This window comes from Mycolicibacterium rhodesiae (assembly GCF_002086695.1).
Classification (GTDB): Bacteria; Actinomycetota; Actinomycetes; order Mycobacteriales; family Mycobacteriaceae; genus Mycobacterium; species Mycobacterium rhodesiae.
Genome location: NZ_MVIH01000004.1, coordinates 223,225 through 244,076 on the forward strand (window position 1 = coordinate 223,225; position 20,852 = coordinate 244,076).

Genomic DNA, 20,852 nt, shown 5'->3' on the forward strand with positions numbered 1-20,852 from the left:
GGCGTAACTTTTAGGTCCATGACGCTGCAGGCGCATGTCGAGACGTTCCGCCGAGCCGGTGACCACGCCGTGTCGGTGGCTGAGCAGGTCAAGCCCGACCAGTGGGATTCTCCCGCGCTCGGGACATGGAGCGTCCGAACACTGGTCGGCCACATCAGCCGCTCGTTTACCACCGTGGTCGACTACTCGGCACGGCCGGCCGACCGGGTGGATGTCTCCGATGCCGCTCAGTACTACGTGGTGATCGCGCCGATGCTCACCGACTCCTCGCAGATCGATGCGCGCGCCGTGCAGGCCGGCCTGGCGCTGGGGGACGATCCGCTGGATACCCTTCGCGAACTGCAGGATCGCGCTGCTGCCGTGCTGGACATCGACGATCAGGTCATCCAGACGATCGCCGGAGGTATGCGCCTGTCGGACTACCTGCCCACGCGAATCTTCGAACTCGGTTTGCACAGCATCGATCTGGCCCGCGCCATCGGCGCGTCCGAGGCTCTACCGGCCGAGGTCGCCGACAGTATCCTTGCCCTCTCGGTCGCCGTCGCCCAGCGTCGTGACGACAGCCAGGCGCTGCTGTGCGCGCTCACCGGGCGGGGCCCGCTCACGCCGGGCTATTCCATAGTCTGAAAGCGCTGCGCCACACCCTGTTTGACGAGGTGCTCGATCAGCGGAGCCGCACCCGCCGCCAGGTGATCCGACATCGCGGCCCGGGCCCGATCTTGGTCGTGCAACTTGAGCGCTGCCAGGATCCGCTTGTGATCGGCGATCGACTTGGCCGGCCAGCCCTCGATGGTGGGAAACACCGATTCCGGTGCGTACCGGGTGATCTGAGACATCAGCTGAGCGAGCTTCGGTGAATCAGCCGCGACATTGATCGCACGATGGAATTCATGGTTGAGCCGCACCGCACGCGCATCATCGTCCGCGTAGGCCGCGACCAACTCGTCGTGAATCGACGACAAGACGGCCAGTTGGTCGTCGGTGATGTTCAACGCCGCCCGGGCGGCCAGCTCACCGCCGACATAGGCCTGCAGGTTCGAGACATCGGTGATGTCCCGATCGGTGAACGGCAGCACGACGAAGCCGCGCCGCGGCAACTGGTCCAGCAGGCCCTCGCCGCGCAGCTCGAACAACGCTTCCCGGACCGGCGTGACGCTGATACCGAGCTCGGCGGCCAACTGCTCCAGCCGGATGTACTGACCGGCGGGATAGGTGCCGTTGAATATCCGGGTCCGGACAAAGCGCGCGACGTCCTCGGCCAGCTGCGGGCGAGGAGCGAAATCCGGTGCGCTCATGTCAGATCCGGTAGTCGGCCAGCAGCCGCTTGCTGATGATGTTCTTCTGGATTTCGCTGGTGCCCTCGCCGATGAGCAGGAACGGCGCGTCGCGCATCAACCGCTCGATCTCGTACTCCTTGGAGTACCCGTAGCCGCCGTGGATGCGGAAGCTCTGCTGGGTGACCTCGGCGCAGAACTCGCTCGCGAGATACTTCGCCATCCCGGCCGCGACATCGTTGCGTTCGCCGGAGTCCTTGAGCCGCGCGGCGTTGACCATCATCAGGTGTGCGGCCTCGACCTTGGTGGCCATCTCGGCCAGCTGAAACGCGATGGCCTGATGCTCGGCGATCGGCTTACCGAAGGTGTTGCGCTGCTGGGCATACCGCACAGCCAGCTCGAACGCGCGGATACCGACACCGCAGGCACGGGCCGACACATTCACCCGGCCGACCTCGACCCCGTCCATCATCTGGAAGAAACCCTGCCCGGGCTTGGCGCCGAGAACGTCGTCGGCGCCGGCGACGTATCCGTCGAAGATCAGCTCGGTGGTGTCGATGCCCTTGTAGCCGAGCTTGTCGAGCTTGCCGGGGATCGTCAAGCCCGGAGCGACTTCGCCGAAGCCGGAGGGCTTTTCGATCAGGAAGGCGGTCAGGTTGCGATGCGGCTTGTCGGCACCTTCGTCGGTGCGCACCAATGCGGCCACCAGTGTCGAACTGCCGCCGTTGGTCAGCCACATCTTCTGGCCGTCGATGGTGTAGGTGCCGTCGCCGTTGTCTCTGGCCCTGGTGCGGATGGCCGCGACGTCGGAACCGAGCTCGGGCTCCGACATCGAGAAGGCGCCCCGGATCTCGCCGGTGGCCATCCGCGGAAGGAAACGCTGCTTCTGCTCATCGGTGCCGTGCTGACGAATCATGTAGGCCACGATGAAGTGGGTGTTGATCACCCCGGAGACGCTCATCCAGCCGCGAGCCAGCTCCTCGACGCACAGCGCGTAGGTCAGCAGCGACTCCCCCAGCCCGCCGTACTCCTCGGGGATCATTAGCCCGAACAGACCCATCTCGCGCATCTGGTCGACGATGGCCTGCGGGTAGGTGTCGGCGTGCTCGAGCTCTTGGGCGTTGGGGATGATCTCCTTGTCGACGAATTGCCGCACTGTGGAGATGATTTCGGCCTGAACCTCGGTAAGGCCGAGCGTCTGGGCAATGCGTGTCATTCGCTCCCAACCCTTTCGAACACCGCGGCCAGGCCCTGGCCGCCGCCGATGCACATCGTCTCCAGGCCGTAGCGTGCCTCGCGCCGGTGCAACTCCCGCGCCAGCGTGGCCAGCATCCGCCCACCGGTGGCGCCCACCGGATGCCCGAGCGAGATCCCCGAGCCGTGGACGTTGGTGCGCTCGTGGTCGGCAGCGGTGAAGTTCCAGGCCTTCATACAGGCCAGCGCCTGGGCGGCGAAGGCCTCGTTGAGTTCGATGAGGTCGATGTCGGCCATCCTCAGATCGGCTTTGGCCAAGGCCGCTTCGGTGGCCGGCACCGGCCCGATGCCCATCACCTCGGGGCCCACCCCCGCCGACGCCCACGACACCAGTCGGACCAGCGGAGTCAAGCCCAGTTCGGTGGCCTTCTCCGGAGTGGTCACGATGCACATCGACGCGGCGTCGTTCTGCCCGCTGGAGTTGCCCGCAGTGACGGTGGCCTCCGGATCCTGCTTGAGCAGAACCGGTTTGAGCTTGGCCAGCGATTCGACGGACGTGTCGGCGCGGGGATGTTCGTCGGTGTCGATCACGTCCTCACCCCGGCGGGTGGTGACCGTGACGGGAATGATCTCCTCGGCCAGGATGCCATCCTTCTGCGCGGCGACCGCCCGCTGATGGGACGCCACCGCCAACTCGTCCTGCTCCTGGCGGGAGATGCGGTACTCGCGGCGCAGATTTTCGGCGGTCTCGAGCATGCCGCCCGGCACCGGGTGGAACTTGCCGCCGGCCGTCGTGCGACCCCGAGCCAGACCGTCGTGCACCTGCACCCCGGTGCGGCCGCCGCCCCAACGCATGTCGGTCGAGTAGAAGGCGACGTTGCTCATGCTTTCCGCGCCGCCGGCGACGACGAGATCGTTGTCCCCCGAGGCGACTTGGAGGCACGCCTGGATGACGGCCTGCAGGCCCGAGCCGCAGCGCCGGTCCACCTGCATGCCGGGTACCGTCACCGGCAGACCGGCGTCGAGTGCGACGACGCGGCCGATCGCGGGCGCCTCGCTGTTCGGATAGCAGTGCCCGAGGATCACGTCCTCGACGGCGCCCGGCGCGACCCCGGTGCGGTGCAGCAGACCCTGGAGCGCGGCAACCCCGAGATCCACGGCCGTCAGCGACGCGAACATGCCGCCGTAGCGGCCGATCGGCGTGCGGACCGGCTCGCAGATGACGGCCGTGCGTGTCACAGGTGCCGTCCGCCGGTGACCTCGAGGACCGTTCCGGTCATGTACGACGACAGGTCAGATGCCAGGAACAGCGCCACCTTCGCAACCTCGGACGGCTCACCCGCGCGGCCCATCGGCACCTCGGCCACCTTGGAATCCCAAATGCGTTGCGGCATGGCCTCCGTCATCGCCGAACGGATCAATCCCGGCTGGATGGCGTTGACCCGCACCCCGAGATGGGCCAGTTCCTTCGAGGCCGCTTTGGTCATGCCGACGATGCCGGCCTTGGCGGCCGAGTAATTGGTCTGCCCGATCATGCCGACCTTGCCGGAGATCGATGACATGTTCACGATCGCGCCGCTCTTCTGCTCACGCATCACCGCGGACGCCTTCTTCAGTCCGTTCCAGGTGCCCTTCAGATGCACCGCGATGACCTGGTCGAACTCGTCCTCGGTCATCTTGCGCAGCGTCGCGTCGCGGGTGATGCCGGCATTGTTCACCATGATGTCGAAGCGGCCGAACTGTTCGATGGCGGAATCTACGAGTGCGTCGACGTGGGCATAGGAGGTGACGTTGCACTGCACCGCTCTGGCGACGTCGGCACCACCGAGTTTGGTGACCGCCTCCTCGGTGGCGTCGAGATTGAGGTCACCGAGTATGACGCGGGCGCCCTCGGCGATGAACTGCTCCGCAATCGCAAAGCCGAGGCCCTGCGCTCCACCGGTGATGACCGCGGTCTGGCCGGCCAGCAGCGACATGTGAACTCCTATGTTCCTCGAACGGACCCCCGATTGGGCAACATCATATTTCATATATGATCGCGCCTGGCAGCGCCCCCGGACCCAAGGAGCCTGATGACCGGCCCGACGACCGACGTCAGCGACGACGACTTCCGCGAGATCCTGGCTCAGACCCGTCAGTTCGTGCGTACCGCCGTGGTCCCGCGCGAGGCCGAGATCCTCGCCGAGGACAAGGTGCCCGACGATCTGCGCGACCAGGCCAAAGCGATGGGTCTCTTCGGCTACGCCATCCCTCAGGAATGGGGTGGCCTCGGCCTGAACATCGCCCAGGACGTCGAGCTGGCCATGGAACTGGGCTACACCAGCCTGGCGTTGCGGTCGATGTTCGGCACCAACAACGGCATCGCCGGGCAGGTCCTCGTCGGGTTCGGTACCGACGAACAGAAGTCACGCTGGCTGGAGCCGATCGCCTCCGGCGACGTGGTTGCGTCGTTCGCACTGACCGAGCCGGGCGCCGGATCGAATCCGTCCGGCTTGAAGACGAAGGCCGTTCGCGACGGCGACAGCTGGGTGATCAACGGAAGCAAGCAGTACATCACCAACGCCCCGGTGGCGAACCTGTTCATCGTGTTCGCCCGCACCAGGCCCGCCGATGAGAACGGCGCCGGGATCGCGGTCTTCCTGGTGCCCGCCGATACGCCGGGCGTCGAGATCGGGGTCAAGGACGCCAAGATGGGCCAGGAGGGCGCCTGGACCTCGGATGTGAACTTCACCGACGTGCGGGTGGGTGACGACACCCTGATCGGCGGCAGTGAGGACATCGGTTACCGCGCCGCGATGACCTCATTGGCCCGCGGCCGCATCCACATCGCCGCGCTGGCAGTCGGTTCCGCCCAGCGCGCGCTCGACGAGTCCGTCAGCTACGCGGCCACGGCAACCCAGGGCGGCACGCCGATCGGCAGTTTTCAGCTGGTGCAGGCGATGCTGGCCGATCAGCAGACCGGGGTGATGGCCGGACGCGCACTCGTGCGTGACGCAGCACGCAAGTGGTTGGACGACGAAGACCGCCGGATCGCACCGTCGGTGGCCAAGTTGTTCTGCACCGAGATGGCAGGCACCGTAGCCGATCTCGCGGTCCAGGTGCACGGCGGCGCCGGGTACATGCGTGGTGTGCCCGTCGAGCGGATCTACCGGGAGGTCCGGCTGTTACGGTTGTACGAGGGCACCAGCGAGATCCAGCGCCTGATCGTGGGTGGCGGACTGGTCAAGGAAGCGCAGCGCAAAGCATGACGGGAAAGCTCAGCGGCAAGGTCGCATTCATCACCGGAGCCGCCCGCGGGCAGGGCCGCGCACACGCGGTGAAGATGGCCGGCGAGGGTGCCGACATCATCGCCGTCGACATCGCGGGCAAGCTGCCGGACTGCGTCCCGTACAACCCGGCCACCCCGGATGATCTGACCGAGACCGTGCGCCTGGTCGAGGCCACCGGTCGGCGGATCGTGTCGACCGTCGTGGATACCCGCGATCTCGATGGACTCAAAGACGCGGTGCGAGACGGCGTGGCAACGCTGGGCCGCCTCGACATCATCGTCGCCAATGCGGGCATCACCTCGCCTGCCGCCTGGGACCAGATCACCCCGGAAGCCTTCCGGGATGTCATGGACGTCAACGTGACCGGCACGTGGAACACCGTGATGGCTGGTGCGCCCTCGATCGTGGAAGGTGGTGCCGGAGGTTCCATCATTCTGATCAGCTCGGCGGCCGGGATCAAGATGCAGCCGTTCATGGTGCATTACACCGCCAGCAAGCACGCCGTCACCGGGATGGCCAGGGCGTTCGCCGCCGAGCTCGGCAAGCACAACATCAGGGTCAACAGTGTTCACCCGGGACCGGTCAACACCGACATGGGGACCGGCGACATGGTGGCGGAATTGGGCAAGGCGATGGAGACCAACCCGGCGTTGCAGAACATGATGCTGCCGTTCCTGCCGATCTACATCGCCGAGCCGGAGGACATCGCCGATACGGTCTGCTTCCTGGCCAGCGATGACGCGAAACTGATTACTGCTGAGGCAATTTCAGTCGATCAGGGCTCGACGAAGTACTGAGAGTGCGAGTCAGGAAGGCGACCTGGTCCCCGACTGCCTTCTCGAACCAGTCGTGCCCGGGCCACACATCGAAATGATCGCAGGGATAGTGATGCACCTGTCCCCGGCCCAGCACCGCGGTCTTGACCACCGATTCGGCTGGCACATAGCGGTCGAAGTCGGCGATCTGCACCAGCAGCGGGCAGCGTAATCGCTTGGCGGCGTCGGCCGTTCGAATCGATGCGATCTGCAGACCCACCGCGGAGTCGACCTCGTTGCGCCAGGTCGGTCCGGCCATCGCGGTGTAGCTCTCGTAGGCTCCGTCCAGGGCCAGCGCTCCCGGCTCGCCGGGCCGGCCTACCAGGGGCATCAGCGTCGGGCGACGGCCGCGCGATACGTCGATGCGGCTCTTGAGGCCTACCGCCGTCCATTTCAGCGCCTGGCCGACATCGCCGTGTTCGACGGCCGCACGGCTGACGGCCACGCCGCTGGTCAAGGGTGTCATCGCGAGGACACCCGCGACATCGGTGTGGCCGGCCGCCACCCGGATGACATGACCGCCGGACATCGAGGATCCCCACAGCACAACGCGATCCGGGTCGACGCCGGGTAGCCGCTTGGCCGCGGAGATCGCGGCCTCGAAGTCGGCTATCTGCCCGGAAACCGAAACCGTCTGCCGTGGTTCGCCTTCCGACGCCCCGAAGCCCCGGTAGTCGAAGGCTAGTACGTCCACGCCTGCGGCGCTGATCCGCTCGGCGAACGGCTCCAGTCCGGAGTCCTTGGTGCCGCCGAAGCCATGGCCCATCACCACCACCGGGCGCCCGGCCGGGCCCGCCAACGAGTCCCCTTGTCCGGGGAAATGCCATGCACTGCACCGCACGCCGGACGACTCGAAGGTGATGTCGGTGCGGCTCATACGGCGACTCTCCGGCGACGCAGTTCGGCCCGCTTCATACCGGCCGGCAACTCTCGGGTGCGAATGTCGTGGTCGTAGTGGAAGTAGTCGACCTGCTGGGTGTGCCGCGGGCGATCGGTGCAATGCCCCACGTAGAGCTTCTGGTCGGCGTCGATCACCCGTTCCATCTCGGCGGTCGGTGGCAGCGCGTACCGGCCGACAGCGTAGGCCGCCAGCAATTTGGCTTGGCATTCGATGAACGGGAACAGCGTCGGCACCGCCTGGGCGAAGCCGATGAAGACCAGATTGTCCATGCCCGGCTTGAACATTCGCTTGTACAACCGGATGGCGTTGTCCGGCGCATTGATGAACTCCGGATCGAAGAACGGGAACGTGATGTTGTAACCCGTGGCGTAGACGATCACCTCGAACACCCCGCTGGTGCCGTCGTCGAAGTGGACGGTGTCCCCGTCGAGTCGGCTCACGTTGGGCTTGGGGATGACGTCGCCGGATCCCAGCCGCAGCGGAAGTTCCACCGACTGCGTGGGATGCGCCTCGAAGAGCTTGTGGTTCGGCGCGGGCAGGCCGTACAGCTGCGGATTGAGGCCCATGGCGGGCGCCAACAGCTGAACGGCCTTGCGCTGCCAGGACAACGGGATATGCGGCGACGTCTGCCATACGCTGTCACCGGGGCGGCCGGCGATGTATTTGGGCACGATCCAGGCGCTCGAGCGTGTCGAGAGCGTCACCGTGTTCTGCAGGGTACGAGACGACAACTCGACGGTGATATCAGCGGCGCTGTTGCCGATGCCGACCACCAAGATTCGTTTGCCGGTCAGATTCAGCGGAGTTTGCGGGTCGATGTAATGGTGGGAATGGATTGTCTCGCCGGTGAATTCACCTGGGAAGTCCGGATAGCGGGCATCCCAGTGGTGGCCGTTGCCGACGACCAGCAGATCGAACTCCCGCGTCTGACCCTCCTGGTCGATGATGTCCCAGCGGCCGTCACCGTTGAGCGCCGCGTGCGCGACACCATTGTTGAACTCGATGTTCTCCAGCAGACCGAAGGTCTCGGCGTAGGAGTCCAGGTAGGTCTTGATATCGCTGTGGTGCGGGAATGACGGAAAGTGTTCGGGAATCGGAAAGTCCCGGAACGACAAGCGTTGTTTGGACGTGTCGATGTGCAGCGACCGGTAGGCGCTGCTCAATCCGTTGGGGTTGGCGAACGCCCAGTTGCCGCCGATGCGGTCGGACAGTTCGAAGGTGGTGTAGGGCACGCCATAGTCCTTGAGCATTTTGCCCGAGGTCAGCCCGCTGACGCCCGCGCCGATGATGGCGGTGCGCGGCATGGAATCGCCCAACGCGTACTCCTAGCTTGTGATGAGCTCTAGTGTGCCGAGGTCGCGGATGGCCGCGCATCCCCGGCGCAGCATCGTGGCCATCATGTCGTCGCCACGTTCGGTTTCCACCGCGAACGCGCAACCCAGAGCCGAGATCAACGGAACCTGGATCATCCCCAGAAGGTAGTCATGCCAGCAGGTGGCCGCGTCGTAATCGGCAACCCCGGTATCGAGCAGGGCCCGGTGGTACTCCGCGACGAGGTCCCTCTCGGCCTCGGCCCGCAGCGCGGGTTCCAGGCTGGTTCCGGTGAAGTACGCGAGGTCGCGGCCCGCAAGCCCGACACCGAGGGTCTGCCAGTCGACGACGCTGACCCGGTCGCCGTCGAAGAGCAGGTTGTCCAGCCGGTAGTCACCGTGCAGCAGTGCGAACCGGTCTGGCGCGTTCAGCAGCCATGGCGTCACCAGATCCATTGCTGCTACCAGCGTTTCGGCATCCTCAGTGCCGAGCCGAGTCCCGAGCTTCTCGATCGTGATGCCCGCGGCCATCGTCGAGATGTCACCGAGACCGCGGATGGCGTCCTCGCCGACGACCGACATCGCCAGCCCGGGGAAGGTCTGCCACCGCTCGTCGCACCAGGTCGGTCCGTGCAGACCGGCCAGGGCCCGCACCGCCAGGCGGGCCTCGGGCAAGCCACATCCGGCGATCTGATCGCCCTGAACTGCCGGCGCCTGATCGGCCAGCAGCAGCGCGTAACTGGCTCCGTCATCGGCGATCTCGACGTGGTAGCACTCCGGGATCGGGATTGTCACCAGCTCGGCGACGGACTGGTAGAACGCACACTCGCTGCGGTAACCCAGCGTCACCCGGTCTCGCACGGCGTCGTCATTGGCGGGCAGTTTCAGGATGAAGCTGCCCGGCAGACCATCCGGGTTGTCGACATAGGTGGCCGTGACGCGGAACGTCGCGCCCGTCTGGCCGGTGCCCACCGGCGTCACCTCGACGGCGTCGACGTCGGCCGTCGAACCGGACCTGCGCAGGACGCCTGCGAGCCAGTCGCTGGTGACATCGGTCGGGTAGCGAGGGATCGCGGTCGCGGCGCTCATGGTGTGGGCTGCCTTCCGTCGGAGCGTTGTCGGTCGACGAAGCGCACAGCCATCCGGTTGAGCAAGCCGGGTGCCAGACGCGCGAAAAACCATGCCGCGCGGGCCTGACGGGGTGCGACCAGAAGGGCCTTGTTGCGTTCGATTGCCCGCAGCGTATCGGCGGCCAACCGGTCCGGGCTATAGAAAGTCCCAGTGCGCTGGCCCATCCGGTAGAACCCGTGGCCGAGGGCTTCGGTGCGCAGTGCCAGCGACAGGCCGACGACGGCATGCTTTGTCATCACGTAGCTGGTGATCCGGCCGGCTGCCGCGAGACCCGCCATCGATGCGGTGTTGATGATGTGGCCGCTGCGCTAGCGGACCATCTGCGGGTAGGCGGCGTGCACCCGTGCACGACACCGCGGATGTTCACGTCGATGATGTTGTTCCACTGATCCAACGTGAGCAGCTCGGTGTCGCCGCCCCAGGTGATTCCGGCGTTGTTGAACAGCAGGTCGATTCGCCCCGCGCGTTCGACGACACCATCGACCGCCTGCTGGACGGCGGTGGCGTCGGTGACGTCGAGTTGCAGCGCGGTCCCCCGCGTGCTCAACGAGGCGGCGGTGTGTTCGGCGGCGACGCCGTCGATGTCGGTGCACAGCACGTCCGCCCCGGCATCGGCCAGCGCCCGACACAGCGCCGCGCCGATCCCCGAGCCGGCGCCGGTGACGATCGCCCGCTTGCCGACGAACCGCGTCACGCCGACATCCCGCCTCCTGTGGACACTCGCGCGGGTTCGCTCAAGTCGGGTCTACTGTAAGTGATACGGCAAGAGTCGCGGTAGAGCGGCTTCCTGATGCGGTGGAAAAGCCCAGAACGGGCTGAAGAACTTTGAGTGGCCAGGGCCGGGATCGAACCGGCGACCTTCCGCTTTTCAGGCGGACGCTCGTACCAACTGAGCTACCTGGCCGGAAGGCACTGCGTCAATCCAATGCCTCACCACATACATGGCGACCCTGACGGGACTCGAACCCGCGACCTCCGCCGTGACAGGGCGGCGCGCTAACCAACTGCGCCACAGGGCCTTACTTGTACTGCTCGCTCCGGCGTTGCCGCCGTCACGCGTACCCCCAACGGGATTCGAACCCGTGCTACCGCCGTGAAAGGGCGGCGTCCTAGGCCACTAGACGATGGGGGCCAGAACCGAATCACTCCGGGGTACTCACAACGAGTGCACGTTAGAGCGTCGTTAGCTTAGGGCACCACAGGCTCAATCCCAAAACCGAGGGCCAACATCGGAGGCAGTATTGTGTGCGACGCGCCCCTATAGCTCAGTCGGTAGAGCTACGGACTTTTAATCCGCAGGTCCCAGGTTCGAGCCCTGGTGGGGGCACAACAGGGGGATGAACGGGTTCTTCGCAGGACAGGATAGGGACCTTTCTGAGATTGCCCCTGCGCCGTCGGGGGTGACCTATCGTGAACGACATGAGTGAGGGGGCCTCACAGCCCGGGGGTGGCGCTGGGCACGGTGCGCGCCACAGCGTCGACCGTCAGACCGGCCGCCATGTGATCGCGCGTCTGGCCGGCCCTGAACACGACCAGACCGTCCAAGCCGTCGTCGACCAGCTTTCCGGTGAGCAGGGTGCCGTCGACGCGATCGTCGACGACGCCGTGTCGGACCCCGAACGCCTGGAGATGCTGGAGCGGTTGGGCAACCACGACGACTTCCGCAGCACGACGCTGGATCGCGTGGCGGCCCTGACCGCCGAGGCGCTGGGCACTCCGATGGCAGCAGTGTCCATCGTGTACCCCGACCGGCAGGTGCTGGCCGGGAGCACCGCGAGCGACGAAGCGCTTCCGCGAGTGCGGCCGATCGAGATGTCCATCTGCAAGTTCACCGTCGCCAGTCGCGAGCCGCTGGTGGTCGACGACACCCGCGCACATCCCCTGCTTGCCGACCATCCAGCGGTCAAGGAAGGAGTTCTGGCCTACGCCGGAATTCCGTTGATCGACAGCAACGGTCATGTGGCGGGGACGCTCTGCACGTGGGACACTCGCCCGCGGCACTGGTCCAGCGGCCAAGTTCAGATACTCAACGACCTCGCCGCCGTCGCACGCCAACGCCTACTCGCCGAGCCACGCGACGCGTAATCTTTGCCAAAATGCGCCACACGGGGGATATGTGACTCGACGGGTCCTGACATCGGGTAGCGTCCCGCGTGTGGTTCGGTGGGTGAAGTGAGCGGTCATGGCGACACGAACTCTTCACGTCGAGAATCCGCCGGCCGCGCCGGCTCGTAACGGTACGTCGGGGCCGCGGAAGAAAACCTTTGCCGAGCGGGTCCGAACCGATCCGTTGAGCACGATCATCACCGTCGCGATCGACGTTCTGTCGGTATCGACCGCGACCGCCCTCGGCGCGTGGTGGGCGATATCCACCAACGACTATCCCCCGGACCTGTGGCTGGCCATCCTGTTCGTGCCGGTGGTGATCGCCACGCTCGGCGCACGCGGGGTCTACCGGCGTCGCCTGAACCGAGAGTTCCTCGACGAGATCGGGCCCATCGAGGCCACCGTCGCCATTTCGACGATGTTCCTGCTGGCCGGCATGCTCCTGACCCACGAGTCCGGTCGACCGGGGTCGACCGTACTGAAGATCTGGCTTTGCGCCGCGGTACTCATGCCGTTCGGCCGTCTGATCCGGGTGATCATCCAGCGCAGCCTGCGGCGACACCATCACCTCGTGGCGCCGACCCTCATCGTCGGCAACGGCCGCGTAGCCGGTCACATCATCAACCGCCTCGAAGAGTTCCCGGAATACGGTCTCGGGCCGGTCGGGATCATCGACGCCGAACCGTGGTTCGGACAGGCGGGCGACCCGCGGCCCGATATCCCCTACCTGGGTCCACCGGAGGACATCGACAAGGCGATTCAGGAGACCGGTGCCCAGAACGTCGTCATCGCGTTCTCCCGGACTCAGGACCAAGTGCTCACCCATGTGGTCCGCGCCGCCCATCAAAATGGCTTGCGCGTCTGGGTGGTGCCGCGCATGTTCGACACGATCGGCGAGCGGGCCCGGATCGAGCACATCGGCGGCACTCCGCTGCTGGCACTGCCGCATACCAACCCGCGCGGCTGGCAGTTCACCGTCAAACACATCTTCGACCGGGTGGTGTCTTTCCTTCTGCTGCTGTTTATCTCGCCGGTTTTCCTGACCCTGGTGCTACTCGTGAAGTTGAGCTCGCCGGGGCCGATCTTCTTCCGCCAGCCGCGGGTAGGCCGCGACGGACGCGTCTTCGACTGCCTGAAGTTCCGCACCATGCGGGCACCCGACGCCGCCGATGCGGCGTTCCAGCTCAAGACCGGCGCCGCCCCCGGTGGCGTGGAAGGTGCCGACCGCCGCACAAAGATCGGCAAAATTCTGCGCGCCACGTCGCTCGACGAGCTGCCGCAATTCCTCAATGTGCTCAAGGGCGAGATGAGCCTGGTGGGCCCGCGGCCCGAGCGGCCCGAGTTCGTCGAGCTGTTCGAAGCACAGATCCAGCGATACGGCGAGCGTCACCGCGTTCGAGCCGGCGTCACCGGGTGGGCTCAGGTACACGGACTACGTGGGCAGACGTCGATCGCCGATCGCGCCGAGTGGGACAACTACTACATCGAGAACTTCTCGATCGCTCTCGACCTCAAGATCTTGGCGCTGACGATTCCGGCGGTCCTGCGTCGCGCGGAGTAAAGCTTCGATAACGGAGCGGTTAGCTGGTGTGTGAAAGATACCCGGACCGGGTAAGTCCCAGTTAACGCATCGGGGAGCGGGGCAGTCCTGTTTCACGCGCGCCTCAGGAGTTAACATGAGTCACCCTCTGCTCACGTCGACCGATGTAATTCGCCACGCGATCGCCGACCAAGTCCGGCGCCTGGGCGGCAATGACGAGAACATCGACGACATTGCCTTCGCCGCGTCCTATGCCGTGATGTGCTGGGGTTTGGCTGCGGCCGAAAGCAATTGACGGTCGCGTCGTCCCGGGGCACCGCCTGCCGCGAAGGGGCCGTCGTCCCGGCCGCCGATCGACCTGGCGCGGCCGGTGGGTTCTCCGCAGATGCATTTCAGGCTCTGCGCGACGGACCGCGATGTTCGACCCGCAAATTTTGCGCCGGCAACCATCACCGGATGCCCGATCGACGTAGCTGACCGGTAGCTCTCAGTGCCGCTTTCGTCGGCGAACCGTCAGGACGCCACGGTTTTCGTCGGGCATGCGTTGCCCAGGTAATGAATTCCCTTGTCGCGCTCGCCTACCGGCGGCAGATTGCGGGCCGGGGTGTGGATCAGCGGGGCGTCGTGGGGAATCCGGCCGGTGGCGCGATCCCAGCCCGCACGCGCACGCGGGTGCATCCGACGACGCTCGGGCAAGATCTTGAACGCCATATTGACCATGCGGCCGAACAACCTGTGCAGCCGCTCGTCTCGCTTCGACCACCGGTAGCCCATCAGGTCGCGGACCGGCTGATCGTAGAGACCGACGGTGATCCACACCGCGAATGGACCGAGCACCTTGAGGTAGGCCGCCCACAGGAAGTCCGGAACCCATTGCAGTGAAGGATGTTTGGGCATCGTCGACAGATCGAGAACCTCGCGGGTAGCCCAGTTGTTCTCGAGGACGTTGCGGCACATGTGATCCCAGTAGACCTGGAACTCTTCCCAACTTGCCGGCACCGGCCGCATGCTCATGCCGTACATCCGGTACCACGTGACGTGCTCGTCGAAAAGTTGGCGCTTCTGGTCCTCGGTCAGACCGTCACCGAAGTGCTCGGCAGTCAGGACCGTGCCCATGAAAAACGTTGCGTGGGCCCAATAGAAGACGTCGGGGTTGAGTGCGCTGTAGCGGCGCCCCTGGGCGTCCACCCCCTTGATCGGAATGTGGTAGTCACGCACTTCCGCTCCCGTCGCCGGCGACCGATCGCCGTCGAACACCACACCCCCGATGGGATACAGCGATCGCAACAGTCGGGGCAGCCGCTCCATGAAGAAGATCGAATGCTGCTCGACGGCGGCGCCGAGCTGAGGATGCATGTTCTGCATCGAGCCGGCCCATGGCCCCTGGAGCAATCCGCGCCAGTCACCGAAGTATTTCCACGTCAGCGACTCGGGACCAAGAACCGCCGGCGGGCTGTCATATCCTCCGTCGGTCACCGGGCAGCCGGACGCAACGTGCGCGCCCTCGCTGGTGACGGGGCACGATTCGGAAGTATCTTGACTCAACTGGTGACCTTCCCGAGGAAGTCTGTCATTTTGACTACATGCGTTGTCACCAAGAGCTTAGGAGTGATGTGACGCCGGGTCAACGACGGGGCCGCTGGTCCGGCGTCCCGCTGCCGGACCGGCAGGCGCTGCGCCGCGACGAACTGATCGGCGCCGGCGTCACACTGCTCGGCAGCCCCGGGGGGCCGGCGCTGACGGTGCGTGCGGTCTGCCGCGACGCCGGCCTGACCGAGCGGTACTTCTACGAAAGCTTCTCCGACCGGGACGACTTCGTCCGAGCCGTCTACGACGACGTCTGCACTCGCGCCATGAGCGCGCTGATGTCGGCCACCACGCCGCGGGCGGCGGTCGAACAGTTCGTGAGTCTGATGGTGGACGATCCCGTTCGCGGCCGCGTGCTGCTGCTGGCACCGCAGGTCGAGGCCGTGCTGATCCACTCCGGCGCGGAGTGGATGCCCAGCTTCATCGAACTGCTGCAGAGCAAGCTGACCACGATCAGCGATCCGGTACTGCAGAAGATGATGGCCACCGGGCTGATCGGGGCGCTGACTGCGTTGTTCACCGCCTACCTCGACGGCCAGCTACCGGCGTCGCGCGAGCAGTTCATCGACTATTGCGTGGACCTGCTGCTCGCTCCCACGGCGAGTTACCCGCCGGCGACCTGACCCGCCTCACCCGGAACATTGCCGGTTTGATCCAACTCGCTCGACTCGCTCTGCGCCGCTTCAGCCTGGGCCTTGGCGAGCTGCTCCTCGTAGTCGGCGCGAGCCGCACGTCCTTCCGGGCTGCCGATCGAGTTACCCGGCACGCCGGCCGTCGCAAAGGTGTTGTTGCAGTTCAGGTAGAGCAGTACGCGGTTACCGGGGTTGGTGCCGCTGGAGTCGAGGAAGTCGGCGCTGCGCGATCCAGTGACCATGCATTGATCGGTCGGCAGGAAGCTGCCGACCCGGGTGGCGATGGTCGCCGACTGACCGGCGTCGCTGATCGCCTGCGCCGCATCAGCATAAGTCTGACCAGCGTATTCGTTGGTTGCCGACGCGGTGCCGCAGCCGAACATCGCCACCGCTGCACCGAGCGCACCAACGCCGAGGACCAAGTAGTTCTTCATCGCGACCTCCGGGATGTGCGTTGCCTGTGCATTTGCGTACCAAACGCTGGATATTTCTGGTGCGCAAATAATACGCCGAGGGGCCGGAGTCTGCAGTACGGAAATGAGGTGACGAACCGTTACCAACATGCCGCAGGGGGAACTTGAATGTCACCGAGATACACAGATATATTGAGTGCAACCACTAGGAACAGATAACTGGAGGGTTCATGTCGAAAGACCTGACCGACCTCGATCTCCTGCACGAGCTGGAACCGGTGGCGGAGAAACTCATCAACCGCCACATGACGATGATGAAGGACTGGAACCCCCACGACTACATCCCCTGGTCGGACGGCAAGAACTATTACGCCCTCGGCGGCCAGGACTGGGATCCCGAACAGTCCAAGCTCTCCGAAGTCGCCCGCACGGCGATGGTGCAGAACCTCTTGACCGAGGACAACCTGCCCGCATACCACCGCGAGATCGCGATGAACTTCTCGATGGACGGCCCCTGGGGCTACTGGGTCAACCGGTGGACCGCGGAGGAGAACCGGCACGGCATCTCGATCCGCGATTACCTGGTGGTCACCCGCAACTGCGATCCCATCGAGCTCGAAGAGCTGCGGATGGAGCAGATGACCCGCGGCTTCTCCCCGGGCCAGAACCAGCAGGGCGATCTGTTCGCCGAGAGCCTGTTCGACTCGGTCATGTACGTCAGCTTCCAGGAGCTGGCCACCCGGGTGTCGCACCGCAACACCGGCAAGGCCTGCAACGACCCCGTCGCCGAGCAACTGCTGGCCAGGATCTCCAACGACGAGAACCTGCACATGATCTTCTACCGCGACGTCAGTGAGGCCGGTTTCGACGTGGCCCCCAACCAGGCGATGAAGTCGCTGCACCGGGTGCTGCGCAACTTCAAGATGCCCGGGTACACGGTGCCGGACTTCCGGCGCAAGGCCGTCATCATCGCGATGGGTGGCGTCTACGACCTGCGCATCCACCTCGACGACGTCGTGATGCCGGTGCTGAAGAAGTGGCGCATCTTCGAGCGCGACGACTTCACCGGCGAGGCGGCGGCAATGCGCGACGACCTGGCGAACCTGATCACCGAGATCGAAGAGGCCTGCGACAAGTTCGAAGAGTCCAAGGCCCGCAAACTCGAGCGCGACGCGCGTCTCGCCGAGAAGCGCAGCGCCAAGGCATTGGCAGGGGCGGCAACATAGTCGACATCGCACCAGCGGCCACCGGGCTGCGGATTGGGCCCTTCGCCCTCCGCAGCCCGGTTGTCTTGGCGCCCATGGCCGGCGTCACCAACGTCGCATTCCGCACCTTGTGCCGCGAGCTGGAGGAGGCACGGGCCGGAACCGTGTCGGGCCTTTACGTCTGCGAGATGGTGACCGCCCGAGCGCTCGTCGAACGCCACCCGGTCACCATGCACATGACGACGTTCGCTCCGCAGGAGTCACCGCGTTCGTTGCAGCTCTACACGGTTGATCCAGCGACGACCTACGAGGCCGCCCGGATGATCGTCACCGAAGGTCTCGCGGACCACATCGACATGAACTTCGGCTGCCCGGTGCCCAAGGTCACCCGTCGCGGCGGCGGTGCCGCACTGCCCTACAAGCGACGCCTCTTCGGCCAGATCGTGGCCGCCGCCGTCCGCGCCACCGAAGGCACCTCGGTGCCGGTGACCGTGAAATTCCGGATCGGCATCGACGACGATCACCGCACCCACCTCGACGCAGGCCGGATCGCCGAGCAGGAGGGCGCCGCGGCGGTCGCGCTGCATGCGCGCACGGCCGCCCAGCGCTACTCCGGGACCGCCGACTGGGACGAGATCGCCCGACTCAAAGACGCCGTCACGACGATCCCCGTGCTCGGCAACGGCGACATCTTCGAGGCCAACGACGCCCTGGCGATGATGGCCTCGACCGGGTGTGACGGAGTCGTCATCGGCCGCGGTTGCCTGGGGCGGCCCTGGCTGTTCGCCGAACTCTCGGCGGCCTTCACCGGCTCGCCGACGCCGACCCCGCCCACGCTCGGCGAAGTCACCGACATCATCCGCCGCCACGGCGAGTTGCTGGCCGACCACTTCGGCGAGGACAAGGGCATGCGCGACATCCGCAAGCATGTCGCCTGGTATCTGCACGGCTTTCCCGCGGGTGCCGACATCCGGCGAGCGTTGGCGCTGGTCAAGACCCTGGCCGAGTTGGACAGCCTGCTCGACCGGCTCGACCGCGACATCCCGTTCCCGGACGCCGCGACGGGACCGCGGGGACGTCAGGGGTCGGCCTCGTCGGTCACCCTGCCGGAGGGCTGGCTCGACGACCCCGACGACTGCACGGTGCCCGCAGGGGCCGACGTGATGAACTCCGGAGGCTGAACCGAGACGGTCCCGACACCTGTGCGAGCTAGCGGTTCGACAGCTTGTCTCAGTACGATGGTGATCTTGTCTTGTCGCGGGCCGCTGGAGTGGCGGACAGCCACCGACTGCTGCTACAAGACATAGGACAGTTCAGACGGCCGCGCATCGATGCCGGCCGAGGTCTCGGTACAACCAGACCATCATGTGCACGCGCGTCGATGCGCACGACCTAGAGTCGGAGGCGACTGGAACATGAGTGACGGCGGCAACGCCACTCCTGGCCAGCACCGCGCCCCCGACGAGGGCCAGCGAGTGACCAGGACGCCCAGAGCAGCGGCCGGCGCCGCGCCCTGGGAGCGGATGAGCGTGCCCGCTCCCCCGGGCGGCAACCACACCACGGGCGTAACCGTCGCCGACCTGATCGCGAAGGTGTCGGGTTCCCGGGCTGCGATCGAGCCCACCCGGCACCGGGCCGACGACGAGCACGACCCCGTCTCCCCTGATGCCACAGACGTCCCCGACCTGACCGATCTCACCGAACCCATCCCGGTCGTCACCGCCGCCTACGCCGACGAAGTGCCCGACCTGGAGGCGATCGGACGCGCGCGCGGTCCGCTGGCCGCTGACCCCGATCCGGCGCCGTCGAGCACCAAGAAGCCCAAGTCGCGCCGCAAGCCCGTGCTGCTGGCCGGGCGATCCGCGGCGGCGCTGTTCGCGGTGTCGGCCTTGGTGCTGACCGGCGGCGCCTGGCAGTGGCAGTCCACCAAGAACGATCTGCTGCGCAATGTGGCGGCCCTGGACACCAATTCGCGCGACATCATCGACCCCAACGCACAGTTCGGTGACGAGAACTTCCTGATCGTCGGCGTCGACAGCCGCACCGGCGCCAACGGCGAGATCGGGGCAGGTACCACCGAAGACGCAGGCGGCGCCCGGTCGGACACCGTGATGCTGGTCAACGTCCCCGCCGACCGCAAGCGCGTCGTCGTGGTGTCGTTCCCCCGCGACCTGGCCATCACTCCCGCCTACTGCCAAGCCTGGGACCCCGACACCGGCAAGTACGGACCGGTCGCCGATAAGACCACCGGCGAGATGAGCGACGACTACCGCTACACCGAGACGAAGCTGAACTCCGCATACGCCTACGGCGGCCCGAAATGTCTGGTCAAGGTCATCCAGAAGATGTCGGGGCTGTCGATCAACAGGTTCATGGCCGTCGACTTCGCAGGCTTCTCCAAGATGGTCGACGCGGTCGGCGGCGTCGAGGTGTGCAGCACCACCCCGCTGAAGGACTACGAGCTTGGCACCGTGCTGGAGAACGCGGGCCGCCAGGTACTCGACGGGCACACCGCGCTGAACTACGTCCGCGCTCGCCAGGTCACCACCGAGCTCAACGGCGACTACGGCCGGATCAAGCGCCAGCAGCTGTTCCTGTCCTCACTGCTGCGATCGATCATCTCCAAGGACACGTTGTTCAGCCTCACCAAGCTCAACAACGTGGTCAACGAATTCATCGACGACACCTACGTCGACAACGTCCGCACAAAAGACCTGGTCGACCTCGGCCAGTCGCTGCAGGGCGTCAACGCGGGCCGGATCACGTTTGTCACGGTGCCCACCACCGGAATCACCGACGCCGACGGGAACGAACCGCCGCGCACCCAGGACATCCGCGCGTTGTTCGACGCGATCATCAACGACGATCCGCTGCCCGGCGAGAACGACACCAATGCGACGACGAGCCCGATGACGGCCTCGCAGAACGCCATTGCGGCGACCAAGCCCAGCCAGGTCGAGCAGCCGGGACAAACGACGCAGACCGAATTGGTCAACGCCGTGACCACCGACCCGCAGGACATCACGGTGCAGGTGTCGAACTCCACCGGCCAGGACGGGCTGGGCTCCACCGCCGCCACCGCGCTAAAGCAACACGGCTTCCACGTGCTGGCCCCGGACGACTACACCGGCACCGTCACCGCGACCACGGTGATGTTCTCGGCAGGCAACGAGCAAGCCGCCGCCACCGTCGCAGCGGCGTTCCCGGCCGCGCAGATGGAGCGCATGGACGGCCTCGGCGACACCGTCCAGGTGGTGCTCGGGCCCGACTTCAGCAGTGTGGCCGCCCCGCCGCCGAGCGGATCGGCAGTCAGCGTGCAGGTCAGCCACAACTCCAAGAGCACCCCCACCGAGTTGCCCGAGGACCTCACGGTCACCAACGCCGCGGATGTCACCTGCGAATAAGCAGGCTCGAGCAGGACGGGCGTTTGCGTTCATTCACCGTTCGTTCACTCCACCTCGGCATACTGGGTGCA

At 65.9% G+C, this 20,852-nt stretch carries 19 protein-coding genes, 4 tRNA genes and 1 pseudogene; 11 read left to right on the plus strand and 13 right to left on the minus strand.

The window, feature by feature from the left end; genetic code table 11:
- The first annotated feature begins 18 nt into the window (after positions 1-18).
- Complete coding sequence (locus BST42_RS10850) at positions 19-627, plus strand: maleylpyruvate isomerase N-terminal domain-containing protein (RefSeq protein WP_083118585.1); 609 nt, start codon at positions 19-21, stop codon at positions 625-627.
- On the opposite strand, the gene BST42_RS10855 is transcribed toward BST42_RS10850, so the two are convergent.
- Genes BST42_RS10855 through fabG form a run of 4 tightly spaced genes read right to left on the minus strand, consistent with a single transcriptional unit; the run spans position 612 to position 4,444 of the window.
- Positions 612-1,295, minus strand: a complete 684-nt coding sequence (locus BST42_RS10855) for a GntR family transcriptional regulator (RefSeq protein ID WP_083118586.1) — start codon at positions 1,293-1,295, stop codon at positions 612-614. The genes BST42_RS10850 and BST42_RS10855 overlap by 16 nt on opposite strands.
- Position 1,296: 1 nt before the next feature.
- A complete protein-coding gene (locus tag BST42_RS10860) occupies positions 1,297-2,490 on the minus strand; it encodes an acyl-CoA dehydrogenase family protein (RefSeq protein ID WP_083118587.1) in 1,194 nt (397 codons plus the stop codon).
- Positions 2,487-3,707: an acetyl-CoA C-acetyltransferase gene (locus BST42_RS10865; RefSeq protein WP_083118588.1), complete on the minus strand. Its 1,221-nt coding sequence runs from the start codon at positions 3,705-3,707 to the stop codon at positions 2,487-2,489. The genes BST42_RS10860 and BST42_RS10865 overlap by 4 nt, the downstream gene beginning before the upstream one ends.
- Positions 3,704-4,444 carry a 3-oxoacyl-ACP reductase FabG gene (gene fabG / locus BST42_RS10870; protein WP_083118589.1) on the minus strand — a complete coding sequence of 247 codons (741 nt, stop codon included), beginning with the start codon at positions 4,442-4,444 and terminating at the stop codon, positions 3,704-3,706. Before fabG ends, BST42_RS10865 begins: the two co-directional genes overlap by 4 nt.
- A 96-nt stretch (positions 4,445-4,540) precedes the next feature.
- On the opposite strand from fabG, the gene BST42_RS10875 reads away from it, so the two are divergent.
- Complete coding sequence (locus BST42_RS10875; RefSeq protein WP_083118590.1) at positions 4,541-5,716, plus strand: acyl-CoA dehydrogenase family protein; 1,176 nt, start codon at positions 4,541-4,543, stop codon at positions 5,714-5,716.
- Complete coding sequence (locus tag BST42_RS10880; RefSeq protein ID WP_083118591.1) at positions 5,713-6,534, plus strand: mycofactocin-coupled SDR family oxidoreductase; 822 nt, start codon at positions 5,713-5,715, stop codon at positions 6,532-6,534. Before BST42_RS10875 ends, BST42_RS10880 begins: the two co-directional genes overlap by 4 nt.
- On the opposite strand, the gene BST42_RS10885 is transcribed toward BST42_RS10880, so the two are convergent.
- The 7 genes and pseudogenes from BST42_RS10885 to BST42_RS10915 form a co-directional block, all read right to left on the minus strand.
- Complete coding sequence (locus BST42_RS10885) at positions 6,488-7,429, minus strand: alpha/beta hydrolase (protein WP_083118592.1); 942 nt, start codon at positions 7,427-7,429, stop codon at positions 6,488-6,490. The genes BST42_RS10880 and BST42_RS10885 overlap by 47 nt on opposite strands.
- Positions 7,426-8,769: a flavin-containing monooxygenase gene (locus BST42_RS10890; protein WP_110918557.1), complete on the minus strand. Its 1,344-nt coding sequence runs from the start codon at positions 8,767-8,769 to the stop codon at positions 7,426-7,428. Before BST42_RS10890 ends, BST42_RS10885 begins: the two co-directional genes overlap by 4 nt.
- 9 nt (positions 8,770-8,778) lie before the next feature.
- Positions 8,779-9,852 carry a phosphotransferase family protein gene (locus BST42_RS10895; protein WP_083118594.1) on the minus strand — a complete coding sequence of 358 codons (1,074 nt, stop codon included), beginning with the start codon at positions 9,850-9,852 and terminating at the stop codon, positions 8,779-8,781.
- A pseudogene (locus BST42_RS10900) lies at positions 9,849-10,588 on the minus strand (SDR family NAD(P)-dependent oxidoreductase). Before BST42_RS10900 ends, BST42_RS10895 begins: the two are co-directional and overlap by 4 nt.
- A gap of 136 nt (positions 10,589-10,724) precedes the next feature.
- Positions 10,725-10,798: transfer RNA gene (locus BST42_RS10905), tRNA-Phe, on the minus strand.
- Positions 10,799-10,836: 38 nt separating this feature from the next.
- Positions 10,837-10,913 (minus strand) — tRNA-Asp (locus tag BST42_RS10910).
- A 40-nt stretch (positions 10,914-10,953) separates the two neighbouring features.
- Positions 10,954-11,026 (minus strand) — tRNA-Glu (locus BST42_RS10915).
- 122 nt (positions 11,027-11,148) lie between these two features.
- Between BST42_RS10915 and BST42_RS10920 the strand changes: the two genes are divergently transcribed.
- The 4 genes from BST42_RS10920 (at position 11,149) to BST42_RS29605 (ending at position 13,835) form a co-directional block, all read left to right on the plus strand.
- Positions 11,149-11,221 (plus strand) — tRNA-Lys (locus tag BST42_RS10920).
- A 92-nt stretch (positions 11,222-11,313) separates the two neighbouring features.
- On the plus strand, positions 11,314-11,979 hold the full coding sequence (locus BST42_RS10925) for a GAF domain-containing protein (RefSeq protein ID WP_133057445.1): 666 nt from the start codon (positions 11,314-11,316) through the stop codon (positions 11,977-11,979).
- 97 nt (positions 11,980-12,076) lie between these two features.
- Complete coding sequence (locus tag BST42_RS10930) at positions 12,077-13,561, plus strand: sugar transferase (protein ID WP_083118596.1); 1,485 nt, start codon at positions 12,077-12,079, stop codon at positions 13,559-13,561.
- Positions 13,562-13,676: 115 nt separating this feature from the next.
- On the plus strand, positions 13,677-13,835 hold the full coding sequence (locus tag BST42_RS29605) for a hypothetical protein (RefSeq protein ID WP_165760831.1): 159 nt from the start codon (positions 13,677-13,679) through the stop codon (positions 13,833-13,835).
- Between the two features lie 218 nt (positions 13,836-14,053).
- Here BST42_RS29605 and BST42_RS10935 read toward each other — a convergent pair whose 3' ends face one another.
- Entirely contained in the window at positions 14,054-15,085 is a 1,032-nt protein-coding gene (locus BST42_RS10935; RefSeq protein ID WP_083118597.1) for an oxygenase MpaB family protein, read from the minus strand.
- A 68-nt stretch (positions 15,086-15,153) separates the two neighbouring features.
- Between BST42_RS10935 and BST42_RS10940 the strand changes: the two genes are divergently transcribed.
- Positions 15,154-15,750 (plus strand): TetR/AcrR family transcriptional regulator, encoded by a 597-nt coding sequence (locus BST42_RS10940; RefSeq protein WP_110918558.1) that lies wholly within the window; start codon positions 15,154-15,156, stop codon positions 15,748-15,750.
- Here the strand turns inward: BST42_RS10940 and BST42_RS10945 are convergent.
- Positions 15,732-16,193, minus strand: a complete 462-nt coding sequence (locus BST42_RS10945) for a hypothetical protein (RefSeq protein WP_083118599.1) — start codon at positions 16,191-16,193, stop codon at positions 15,732-15,734. The genes BST42_RS10940 and BST42_RS10945 overlap by 19 nt on opposite strands.
- Before the next feature lie 209 nt (positions 16,194-16,402).
- On the opposite strand from BST42_RS10945, the gene BST42_RS10950 reads away from it, so the two are divergent.
- From BST42_RS10950 to BST42_RS10960, 3 genes are all read left to right on the plus strand, one after another.
- Positions 16,403-17,398, plus strand: a complete 996-nt coding sequence (locus tag BST42_RS10950) for an acyl-ACP desaturase (protein WP_083118600.1) — start codon at positions 16,403-16,405, stop codon at positions 17,396-17,398.
- A gap of 26 nt (positions 17,399-17,424) precedes the next feature.
- The gene (dusB, locus tag BST42_RS10955) at positions 17,425-18,558 is read left to right on the plus strand and encodes a tRNA dihydrouridine synthase DusB (RefSeq protein ID WP_083118872.1); all 1,134 of its coding nucleotides are present in this window, start codon (positions 17,425-17,427) and stop codon (positions 18,556-18,558) included.
- Positions 18,559-18,792: 234 nt separating this feature from the next.
- On the plus strand, positions 18,793-20,781 hold the full coding sequence (locus tag BST42_RS10960) for an LCP family protein (RefSeq protein ID WP_083118601.1): 1,989 nt from the start codon (positions 18,793-18,795) through the stop codon (positions 20,779-20,781).
- Positions 20,782-20,852: the final 71 nt, after the last annotated feature.